Origin of the sequence: Pseudomonas sp. SWRI18 (genome assembly GCF_014268345.1) — a bacterium.
GTDB classification, from domain to species: Bacteria; Pseudomonadota; Gammaproteobacteria; order Pseudomonadales; family Pseudomonadaceae; genus Aquipseudomonas; species Aquipseudomonas cedrina.
The window spans coordinates 20,708-30,442 of sequence record NZ_JACCQQ010000037.1 but is presented as its reverse complement, the minus strand read 5'-3'; the positions used below and the strand labels follow the sequence as shown (position 1 = coordinate 30,442).

10 protein-coding genes are annotated in these 9,735 nt (G+C 60.6%); 3 read left to right on the top strand and 7 right to left on the bottom strand.

Going from position 1 to position 9,735, the window contains the following annotated elements:
- The first annotated feature begins 114 nt into the window (after nt 1-114).
- Both H0Z09_RS26160 and sugE read left to right on the top strand, forming a co-directional pair.
- Nucleotides 115-1,080, top strand: a complete 966-nt coding sequence (locus H0Z09_RS26160; RefSeq protein ID WP_076954794.1) for a bile acid:sodium symporter family protein — start codon at nt 115-117, stop codon at nt 1,078-1,080.
- 105 nt (nt 1,081-1,185) lie between these two features.
- On the top strand, nt 1,186-1,500 hold the full coding sequence (gene sugE, locus H0Z09_RS26155; protein ID WP_186694614.1) for a quaternary ammonium compound efflux SMR transporter SugE: 315 nt from the start codon (nt 1,186-1,188) through the stop codon (nt 1,498-1,500).
- A gap of 117 nt (nt 1,501-1,617) precedes the next feature.
- Here sugE and H0Z09_RS26150 read toward each other — a convergent pair whose 3' ends face one another.
- From H0Z09_RS26150 to H0Z09_RS26135, 4 genes are all read right to left on the bottom strand, one after another.
- Entirely contained in the window at nt 1,618-3,486 is a 1,869-nt protein-coding gene (locus H0Z09_RS26150) for an MFS transporter (protein WP_186694612.1), read from the bottom strand.
- Between the two features lie 65 nt (nt 3,487-3,551).
- Nucleotides 3,552-4,700 carry a TDT family transporter gene (locus tag H0Z09_RS26145; protein WP_186694610.1) on the bottom strand — a complete coding sequence of 383 codons (1,149 nt, stop codon included), beginning with the start codon at nt 4,698-4,700 and terminating at the stop codon, nt 3,552-3,554.
- Between the two features lie 107 nt (nt 4,701-4,807).
- Nucleotides 4,808-5,119, bottom strand: a complete 312-nt coding sequence (locus H0Z09_RS26140; RefSeq protein ID WP_076954798.1) for a cupin domain-containing protein — start codon at nt 5,117-5,119, stop codon at nt 4,808-4,810.
- Nucleotides 5,120-5,161: 42 nt separating this feature from the next.
- Nucleotides 5,162-6,355 carry an MFS transporter gene (locus H0Z09_RS26135; RefSeq protein ID WP_186694608.1) on the bottom strand — a complete coding sequence of 398 codons (1,194 nt, stop codon included), beginning with the start codon at nt 6,353-6,355 and terminating at the stop codon, nt 5,162-5,164.
- Between the two features lie 91 nt (nt 6,356-6,446).
- Between H0Z09_RS26135 and H0Z09_RS26130 the strand changes: the two genes are divergently transcribed.
- The gene (locus H0Z09_RS26130) at nt 6,447-6,986 is read left to right on the top strand and encodes a TetR/AcrR family transcriptional regulator (protein WP_186694606.1); all 540 of its coding nucleotides are present in this window, start codon (nt 6,447-6,449) and stop codon (nt 6,984-6,986) included.
- A gap of 165 nt (nt 6,987-7,151) precedes the next feature.
- Here the strand turns inward: H0Z09_RS26130 and H0Z09_RS26125 are convergent, their stop codons facing one another.
- The 3 genes from H0Z09_RS26125 to H0Z09_RS26115 form a co-directional block, all read right to left on the bottom strand.
- Nucleotides 7,152-7,931 (bottom strand): ABC transporter permease, encoded by a 780-nt coding sequence (locus H0Z09_RS26125; RefSeq protein WP_076954801.1) that lies wholly within the window; start codon nt 7,929-7,931, stop codon nt 7,152-7,154.
- Complete coding sequence (locus H0Z09_RS26120) at nt 7,928-8,860, bottom strand: ABC transporter ATP-binding protein (protein WP_186694604.1); 933 nt, start codon at nt 8,858-8,860, stop codon at nt 7,928-7,930. Before H0Z09_RS26120 ends, H0Z09_RS26125 begins: the two co-directional genes overlap by 4 nt.
- A gap of 135 nt (nt 8,861-8,995) precedes the next feature.
- Nucleotides 8,996-9,613 (bottom strand): glutathione S-transferase, encoded by a 618-nt coding sequence (locus H0Z09_RS26115; RefSeq protein WP_186694601.1) that lies wholly within the window; start codon nt 9,611-9,613, stop codon nt 8,996-8,998.
- Nucleotides 9,614-9,735: the final 122 nt, after the last annotated feature.

The following is a 9,735-nucleotide window of genomic DNA, read 5'->3' as shown; positions in this document are numbered from 1 at the left end:
CGAATGCGGTGTATCAGTCAAAGAGGTATTGACTGACACACCGCATTCGCGAGCAAGCCCGCTCCCACATTTGAATGTATTTACACTTCAAGAATTAAAACAAGGACATCCCCCATGCGCGCACTCGCCGCCTTGAGCCGCTTCGTCGGCAATACCTTCGCCTACTGGGTGTTGATCTTCGCCGTCGTCGCCTTCCTGGAACCCGGCTGGTTCATCGGCCTTAAAAGCGCCATCGTTCCACTGTTGGGCCTGGTGATGTTCGGCATGGGGCTGACGCTCAAGATGGATGACTTCGCCGAGGTCGCCCGCCATCCGTGGCGCGTGGCCCTGGGCGTGGTCGCGCATTTTGTGATCATGCCCGGCGTGGCCTGGTTGCTGTGCCAGGCTTTTCACCTGCCGCCGGAAATTGCCGTCGGCGTGATCCTGGTCGGGTGCTGCCCAAGCGGCACCTCGTCCAACGTGATGACTTGGCTGGCCCGGGGCGACCTGGCGTTGTCGGTGGCCATCGCCGCGGTCACCACCCTCCTCGCCCCGCTGCTCACGCCGGCGCTGATCTGGCTGCTGGCCTCGGCCTGGCTGCCGGTGTCGTTCATGGAATTGTTCTGGTCGATCCTGCAAGTGGTGCTGTTGCCGATCGTGCTGGGCGTACTGGCGCAACGTGTGCTTGGTGACCGGGTTCGTCATGCGGTGGATGTGTTGCCGCTGGTCTCGGTGGTCAGCATCGTGATCATCGTCGCGGCGGTGGTTGCGGCGAGCCAGGCGAAGATTGCCGAGTCGGGCCTGTTGATCATGGCGGTGGTGATGCTGCACAACAGCTTCGGTTACCTGCTGGGCTATTTCACCGGCCGCGTGTTCAAGTTGCCGTTGGCGCAGCGCAAGTCGCTGGCGCTGGAAGTGGGCATGCAGAACTCAGGGCTGGGCGCCGCTCTGGCCAGTGCGCATTTTTCGCCGCTGGCGGCGGTGCCGAGTGCGTTGTTCAGCGTCTGGCACAATATCTCCGGGGCACTGCTGTCGACCTACTTCCGTCGCATGAGCGAAAAGGAAGACCGTCGCGTCTTGGAGAACACCTCGAAAACTTGATCGCCTGATCCATTTTCGGCACTCTACGCGCTTCGCGGGGACGACCTCGCGGCGCCAACGAGCGTTGAATCCGGGGACGACCCCGCCTGAAAAAGCGAGGTCATCATGTCCTGGATCATTCTGTTTTTTGCGGGTTTGTTTGAAGTCGGCTGGGCCGTTGGCCTGAAGTACACCGACGGTTTCAGCAAGCCACTGCCCACCGTCCTGACAATTGCCGCCATGGCTGTGAGCCTCGGCCTGCTGGGGTTGGCGATGAAAGAGCTGCCCCTGGGCACCGCCTACGCGATCTGGACCGGCGTGGGTGCCGTGGGCACGGTGATCGCCGGGATTGTCCTGTTCGGGGAATCCATGGCGTTGTTTCGGTTGGCGAGTGTGGCGTTGATCATTTGCGGGCTGATTGGCCTCAAGATCAGCACCTAGGCCACTACCGCCTTCGCGAGCAAGCCCGCTCCCACATTTGACTGAGTTGTTCATATGAATGCGGTCTAATGTGGGAGCTGGCTTGCCTGCGAAGAGGCCGGTAGATCCAACACAAAACTACCTGGCACTCCCCCGCAGTAACCCCACCACCTCCTGCAACCGCGCCGGTGTCGGCCCGTCCACCGGCTCACCCGCCACCAACACCACCCGTGACCAGATCCGACGCAAGAACCCCTTGTTCGGATCGCGACTGAAGAAACTCCCCCACAGCCCCTGCAACGCCATCGGAATCACCGGCACCGCCGTCTCCTCCAGAATGCGCGTCACGCCACCGCGAAACTCGTTCATCTCGCCATCGGCGGTCAACTTGCCTTCGGGGAAGATGCACACCAACTCCCCTTCCTTCAGATACTGCGCAATCCGCGTGAAGGCCTTTTCGTAGATCTGGATATCTTCATTGCGCCCGGCAATCGGAATCGCCCCCGCCGTGCGGAAGATAAAGTTGAGCACCGGCAAGCGGTAGATCTTGTAGTACATGACAAAGCGAATCGGTCGACGCACCGCGCCGCCGATCAGCAGCGCATCGACAAACGAAACGTGGTTGCACACCAGCAACGCCGCGCCCTCATCCGGAATGGCTGCAAGGTTGCGGTGTTCCACGCGGTACATGGAATGGCTGAGCAGCCAGATCATGAAACGCATGGTGAACTCGGGGACGATCCTGAAGATATAGGTGTTGACCGCGATGTTGAGCAGCGACACCACCAGGAACAACTCGGGGATCGACAGCTTGGCCACGCTCAGCAGCAGAATCGACACGATCGCCGAGACCACCATGAACAAGGCATTGAGAATGTTGTTGGCGGCGATCACGCGCGCACGCTCGTGCTCGGCGGTGCGCGACTGGATCAGCGCATACAGCGGCACGATATAAAAGCCGCCGAACACGCCCAGGCCGAGAATATCAAACAGCACCCACCACGCCTGGCCATAACCGAGCACGGCGAGCCAGTCGTTGGCCTGCACGTTCTGCGGAAAACCGCCGGAGTGCCACCACAGCAACAAGCCGAACACGGTCAGGCCGAATGAACCGAACGGCACCAGGCCGATTTCCACCTTACGCCCAGAGAGCTTTTCGCAGAGCATCGAACCCAGCGCGATACCCACCGAGAATACGGTGAGGATCAGCGTCACCACGGTTTCGTCGCCGTACAACCATTCCTTGGCGTAGGCCGGGATCTGCGTCAGGTAGATCGCACCGACAAACCAGAACCACGAGTTACCGACGATGGAGCGCGAAACGGCCGGCGTCTGCCCCAGGCCCAGGCGCAACGTGGCCCAGGATTGGCTGAAAATGTTCCAGTTCAAGCGCAACCCAGGCGTCGACGCGGCCGCCCGCGGAATGCTGCGGCTGGCCAGGTAACCCAACACCGCCACAGCGACAATCGCCACCGCCACCACCGGCGCGTAATGGGTGGCCGACATCATGATCCCGGCGCCAATGGTGCCCGCCAGGATGGCCAGGAACGTGCCCATTTCCACCAGGCCGTTGCCGCCCACCAGCTCATCGTCGTGCAGGGCCTGGGGCATGATCGAGTACTTGACCGGCCCGAACAGCGCCGAATGGGTGCCCATGGCAAACAGTGCCAGCAGCATCAATTCCAGGTGGTTGGTCAGGAAACCGGTGGCGCCCACGGCCATGATCACGATCTCGCCGATCTTGATCGCGCGGATCAAGGCGTCCTTGTTGAATTTCTCGCCAAACTGCCCGGCCAGCGCCGAGAACAGGAAGAACGGCAGGATGAACAGCAACGCGCACAGGTTGACCCAGATGGAGCGGTCGCCCTCGATACTGAGTTTGTAGAGAATGGCCAGGATCAGCGATTGCTTGAAGATGTTGTCGTTGAACGCGCCCAGCAACTGGGTGATGAAAAACGGCAGGAAGCGCCGTGTGCGCAGCAAGGTGAATTGCGAGGGGTGGCTCATCGTCCGTGTTCCTGGGTGGCCTATTTTTTTTAAAGCATTCAGGCCACGACTTTACCTAATCCCGCTTACTTATTCCCTAGTCCCGCAATACACGGAGAAACAAAAAGCTCACCTTTGTACGCGCCCTGCACGGTGCGCCTGGCGACGATCAGCCACATCAGCGCCAACGCCATCACCAGCACACTGCCGAATACGCTGAAGAACCCCAGGTGCAACAGGCTCGCCAGCTTCAACGTCGCCAGCGCATACACACCCAACGGGAAGGTAAACCCCCACCAGCCCAGGTTGAACGGGATGCCGGCGCGCAGATAACGCAGGGTGATCAGTACCGCGATAAGCATCCACCAGAGGCCGAAGCCCCACAGCGTGATGCCCGCCACCAGGCCGAGGCCGTTGGCCATTTCACCGACACCCGGCAAACCGTTGGCCGCGAAGATCGCCGGCGCATCGCCGCCCAGCAGCAACATACCGAGCGCACCCGTGCCGATCGGGCCCAGCGCCAGCCAGCTCGAGGCCGCCATATTGGCGTGGGGCAATTTGTGCAAGGCCATGCGCAGCATCAGGATGGTCAGGATGCTGAACGCCACCGGCAGAGAAAACGCCCACAGCACGTAGCTGGTGACCAGCATCACCAGTTGCGCAGGGGCGTCAGCCAGGTGCGGCGCGAGCAAGCCACCGCTGGCGGCGGCGACTTCAGCGGCAACCACCGGCAGCAGCCATACGGCCGTCATCTGGTCGATGCTATGTTCCTGGCGCGTGAACATCATGAACGGGATGAGCACCCCGCAGGCCAGCGCCATGGCCACGTCCAGCCACCACAGGGCTTGCGCCAGCGGTATCACGTCGCTGCCCCAGCGCGGCAGGCCGAACAACAGCAAGCCATTGAGGATAGTCGCAAGGCCCATGGGAATCGTGCCGAAGAACATCGAGACCGTGGAATGCCCGAAAATCCGCCGAGCCTCGTGAAAAAACATCAGCCAGCGGGCCGCGTACAACCCGCTGAACAGGACAAACAGGCCGATGGTGAACAGCCACAGCCCTTCGGCCACGGTGTACAGGCCGGGCCAATCGACGGGCAGTTGCGCCAAGGCCAGCGCCAGCACGCCGGTGCCCATGGTCGCGGCAAACCAGTTCGGGGTGAACTGGCGGATCACTTCCCGGGGCCGGGCCAGGTGACTGAAGGGTCTGTAGCTGACGGTAGTCGAGCAGGTCATGATGGTAATCCTCGTCCTCGTATGAGGGTGAGGCCATGATAGAACCTGATCGCATATCTATATAACGGGTAATATCTCTATCAATTATCTGGTTTACCTATATATCGTCAAACGCTGCCTTCGCTTTCAATCACCAGAATACGCGCCGGTCCCTGTGGATGCGCCACGTGCTCGGTGCCAATGCTGGCGTAAAAAATATCGCCGACTTGCAGCTCCGCCACCTGTTCGAAGCCATTGTCGCGATAGTGCATCTGCACCCGGCCGTCGAGCACCACGAACACTTCTTCACCGTCGTTGATGTGCCAGCGGTACGGTTGGTCCGTCCAGTGCAACCGCGTGGTAATGCCGTTCATAGTGGCAATGTCCAGCGCTTCCCAGGCACGGCTGCCGGTGAAGTCCTTGCTGCGGATGATCTTCATGCTTGAATCTCGGCCAGGCGATAGGGGCACCGATTATACCCATCAGCCGCCTGTCGTCGCCCTGGCCCGCGCCGAATCCTGCAGCAGCAGACCGATCAGGGCACCGACGGATAACAGAATGAGCACCGCGCCGTAGCCATCGGTGGTGGCGATCAGGCCGAAGCTGCGAATCAGGTTGCCCGCCAGCAGGGACGGCAAACAGAACGCCAGATAGCTCAACACATAAAACGCCGACATCAGGCCTGCGCGCTCGTGGGGCAAGGCCAGCGGCACCACGCTGCGCAAGGCACCGAGAAAACCTGCGCCAAAACCACTGCCGGCGATCAGGGTGGCGACGAAAAACAGCGGCAGGCTGGCGCTGTGTACGGCCGCGAGGATCAACGTCACCCCCAGGGCCAGCAACCCGGCGCCGAGGCGCAGCACCTTGTCGGCCGGGCGGTTGCGCAGGCTGAAAATCATCAGTGCACCGCTGAGCGTCAGCACCGCCACCAGGCCACCGCCGATCAGGTTGGAAGTCGAACCGGTCGCCGCTCGCACCAGCGAGGGTGCCAGGGACAAATAGAACCCGCCCATCGCCCACACCGCCACATCCACCGGCAGCGACAACCACAAGGCGCGGCGCGCTTGAGGCGGTACGTGCAAGGTCGGGCGCAGTGACGCCAGCGCACCGGGGATACGGCTGACGGTTTCCGGCAGGCGCCAGACATAAAGGGCCTGCAACAGCATCAGTATCAGCAAGACCCAGTAAATCAACTGGGTCGGCAACGGCGCGAACTCCACCAGCACACTGCTGCCCATCGCACCGCACGCCATACCCAGCAACGGTGCCACGCTGTTGACCAGCGGGCCTTGCTGGCGATCGGTATCGAGCAGTGCCGCACCCAATACGGCGGTGGCCATGCCAGTGGCAAACCCCTGCAGTATCCGCGCGGCGATCAGCCAGGCCACACTGCTTTCATTGATAAACAAGAGCATCGCCACCATCTCCAGAATCAGCGCGGCAAAAATCACCGGCCTGCGCCCCAGGTGGTCCGACAACGAGCCCACGGTCAGCAACGCCGCCAGCAGGCTCAAGGCATACACGCCAAAGATCAGCGTGAGCATGCCCGCAGAAAAATGCAGGCCTTCCTGATACAGGTGATACAGCGGCGTCGGCGCACTGGAGGCCGCGAGAAACGTCAGCAAGGTGATCGCAAGAAACACCAGGCTGGAACGGTGGGTAATCTGATTGGACATGGGCACGCTCCGCTAAAGCTAATATTTTGCTTTTGCGGAGTGTGCTACCCGAGAGCGCTTAAAGCAAATTCTTTGTGTTAAGGTTTTACGTATGGCAATTAAAGAAGGCCTTCGCCCGGGGGGCCGCAGTGCCCGGGTCCAGGAATCAGTGCATACCGCCACGCGTGAACTGCTGGAAGCCCATGAACGCTCCAGTGTCACCGTGCCGATGATCGCCGCGCGCGCAGGGGTGACGCCTTCGACCATTTACCGGCGCTGGGGCGACCTCTCGGCGTTGCTCGCGGACGTAGCCCTGGCACGCATGCGCCCGGACAGCGAGCCTGCCAACACCGGCAGCCTGCGCGGCGACTTGCGGGCCTGGGCCGAGCAGTACCTGGATGAAATGAGTTCGCAGCCGGGGCGCAACATGTTGCGTGACGTGCAATGCAGCGCGACGCCGGGGTATTGCGTGAGCATCCTGAGCGGGCAACTGCAGACGATTGTTGATCGCTATCCGAATGACTTGCGACCCAGCGTGGACCACCTGATCAACCTGTTGGCGGCGCCGACGGTGTTTCGCATCCTGTTCTCGACTGCGCCGCCGACGGTCGAGGAACTGCATGCACTGATCGAACTGGCCCTGAAAAACTAAAGGCCGTACGCCGATCAAACTGTGGGAGCTGGCTTGCCTGCGATGCAGACACCTCGGTACATCACCGATTTGATGCCATCGCAGGCAAGCCAGCTCCCACATTTGTTTTGTGTATCTCCAAAAAAATGGCCTCACAGGGAGGCCATTTTTATGGAGCGTCAGCGGTCAGGTACGCATACCGCGCCCGCTCACCAGCAATTTCGTGCAACCGATATACAACACCACCGTCGCCACCAGCATGAAGGTGATCGCCACGCTGATCTTGATATCCGACACCCCCAGGATGCCATAGCGGAAGGCATTGACCATGTGCAACACCGGGTTGGCCAGCGACACGGTCTGCCAGAACGGCGGCAACAGGGTGATGGAGTAGAACACCCCACCCAGGTAGGTCAGCGGCGTCAGCACGAAGGTCGGGATGATCGAGATGTCGTCGAAGTTGCGCGCGAACACCGCATTGATAAAGCCCAGCAGCGAAAAGATCGTCGCCGTCAGTACCACCACCAGAATGGTGACCCCGAGGTGATGCACTTGCAAATGGGTGAAGAACAGCGACAACAAGGTCACGATCACGCCGACCATCAGGCCACGCAGCACGCCACCCAAGGTATAGCCGATCAGGATGGTGTGCGGCGACACCGGCGACACCATCAGTTCTTCGATGGAGCGCTGGAACTTGCTGCCGAAGAAGCTTGAGACCACGTTGCCGTAGGAGTTGGTGATCACCGACATCATGATCAGGCCCGGCACGATGTACTCCATGTAGGTGAAACCACCCATGTCGCCGATCTGCCGACCGATCAGGTTACCGAAGATCACGAAGTACAAGACCATGGTGATCGCTGGCGGCAGCAGGGTCTGCGGCCAGATCCGGGTAAAGCGCTTCACTTCGCGATAGACGATGGTTTGCAGCGCGACGAGGTTGGGTTGCAGTTCGGAACTCATACCGCCACCTTCGCCAGATTTTTCTCCACCAGGGACACGAACAACTCCTCAAGGCGATTGGTTTTATTACGCAGGCTCAACACTTCGATGTTCTGGGCCGCCAACTGTGTGAACAGCGCGGTGATGCCCATGGCTTTGTCCACCTGCACTTCCAGGGTGTGGCTGTCGACCAGGCGGCTCGGGTAGCCGAGCAGCTGCGGCGCTACCGGCAGGTTGTTTTTCAGGTCGAGCAAGAAGGTCTCCACGTGCAACTGGCCCAGCAGGTTACGCATGCTGGTGTTCTCGACGATGGTGCCGTGGTCGATGATGCCGATGTTGCGGCACAGCTGCTCAGCCTCTTCCAGGTAGTGCGTGGTGAGGATGATGGTGATGCCTTTCTCGTTCAGCTCGGTGAGAAAGGTCCACATCGAGCGACGCAGCTCGATATCCACGCCGGCGGTGGGCTCGTCGAGGATCAGCAGGCGCGGTTCGTGCACCAGCGCGCGGGCGATCATCAGGCGGCGCTTCATGCCACCGGACAACGAACGCGAGGGCACATCACGCTTGTCCCACAGGCCCAGCTGGGTCAGGTATTGCTCGGCGCGTTCCTTGGCGACTTTCATCGGGATGCCGTAGTAGCCGGCCTGGGTCACGACGATGTCGAAGGTCTTTTCAAACTGGTTGAAGTTGAATTCCTGGGGCACCACGCCGATGGAGCGCTTGAGCGCCGCCGGGGATTTGTCCAGGTCATGGCCGAAGATATTCACCGTGCCGCTGGTCTTGTTGACCAGGGTCGAGAGGATACCGATGGTGGTGGATTTGCCGGCGCCGTTGGGGCCGAGCAAGGCGAAGAAGTCACCTTCGGCAACGTCCAGATCGATACCACTCAGGGCCTGGAAACCGTTGCCGTAGGTTTTGGTTAGCTGCCGGATGGACAGAGCGGAACTCATATCGGATTACGCACCAAAGAAGGGAATAGAAAGAGTAGATGAGGGCGAACCGCAGGTAGTTCAACCTGCGGTGCATGGCGGGCATGGTGCTTGCCCGCGCGGCACAAGTACAGTCACCTGCATTAATAGTCAGTATCAGGTCAACGCGGTCATGACGGCTTTGCGGTAGGCCGCACGTTGTTGCAGGCGCTGGTACCAGGCCTCCAGATGGGGCATTGCAGGCCGTTCGATGGGCATTTCAAACCAGGCGTAGATAAAACAGCCCAGCGGGATATCGCCCATGCCGAACGCTTGGCCGGACAGGTAAGGCTGCTCGGCGAGGGCCTGGTCGACCATGGTGAGCGCATCGATACAGGCTTGGCGCCCGGCATTGATACTGTCCCAGTTCTGCTTGTCGGCCGGTGTGCGCAGGATGCCCCAGAACACCGCCTTGAACGGATCGGCGAGCGTGGACGTGGTCCAGTCCATCCATTTTTCGGCACTGGCCCGGGCTTGCAGGTCGTTCGGGTAAAAGTCCGACGCCTGCCTGGCGCACAGATAACGCACGATGGTGTTGGATTCCCACAGCACGAAGTCGCCGTCTTCGATCATCGGCACTCGACCGTTGGGGTTCAGTGCTCGGTATTGCGGTGTGTCGACCACACCAAAGGCCCCGCCCGCATCAATGGCTTGATAGTCCAGACCGAGTTCCTCGGCGCACCACAGCACCTTCCTGACATTTGATGAATTTTTACGACCCCAGATCTTCAGCATGACCGCGCCTTTAGTGTTGGTGAACATGGCTGGATGACCGCAGCAGCATACGCCGGTTTACCTGTGGCTTGAATCGGTTCGCAACGCCGCATCAACGCTGACTGACGGGTCACTTGAATACC